1 protein-coding gene is annotated in these 430 nt (G+C 63.7%); it reads left to right on the plus strand.

Going from position 1 to position 430, the window contains the following annotated elements; all coding sequences use genetic code 11:
* Positions 1 to 430, plus strand: a 430-nt coding sequence (locus tag D7X99_RS43055; protein ID WP_199756442.1) for a hypothetical protein, incomplete at both ends; no start/stop codon positions are given.

Here is a 430-nt window from a genome sequence, read left to right on the forward strand (position 1 = left end):
GGCGAAAGCCGATGCCGAAGCCCGCCGCGAGGCCGCTCGGACCGTCAAGACTCGCGATAAGCCGGTAGAGGTTGCCAGCGTTGAGGCTGAAAAGCCGATTCCGGTCAGCCTGAAGAACAAGCCGGTTGCCGGGATGACCGCAGAACGCATCGCGGCTCAGCAAGCTGCTGCCGTGGGCGCCGATGTGGTTGTCCGCGAAGGCAACAATGGCGAACTGCGCAGCGAAGGCGCCAGTGTGACGCGTCCCAGCAATGGCGGCTTCTTCCAGGTTCTGTTCGGCGACGAGCCGACCACCTCCAGTGCCAGCATGCTGCCGGAAACCCGCGCGTTGGACGCCGTGCTTGAAACCAAGAAGAAGTTCAAGCCGAGGCCTGAGTTCGAGCCGCAGACGGTGGAGTTCTCTGGCTATCCGCGCGGCACGATCGTCATC

It is taken from the genome of Corallococcus sp. AB032C, from assembly GCF_003668935.1.
Taxonomy (GTDB): Bacteria; Myxococcota; Myxococcia; order Myxococcales; family Myxococcaceae; genus Corallococcus; species Corallococcus exiguus.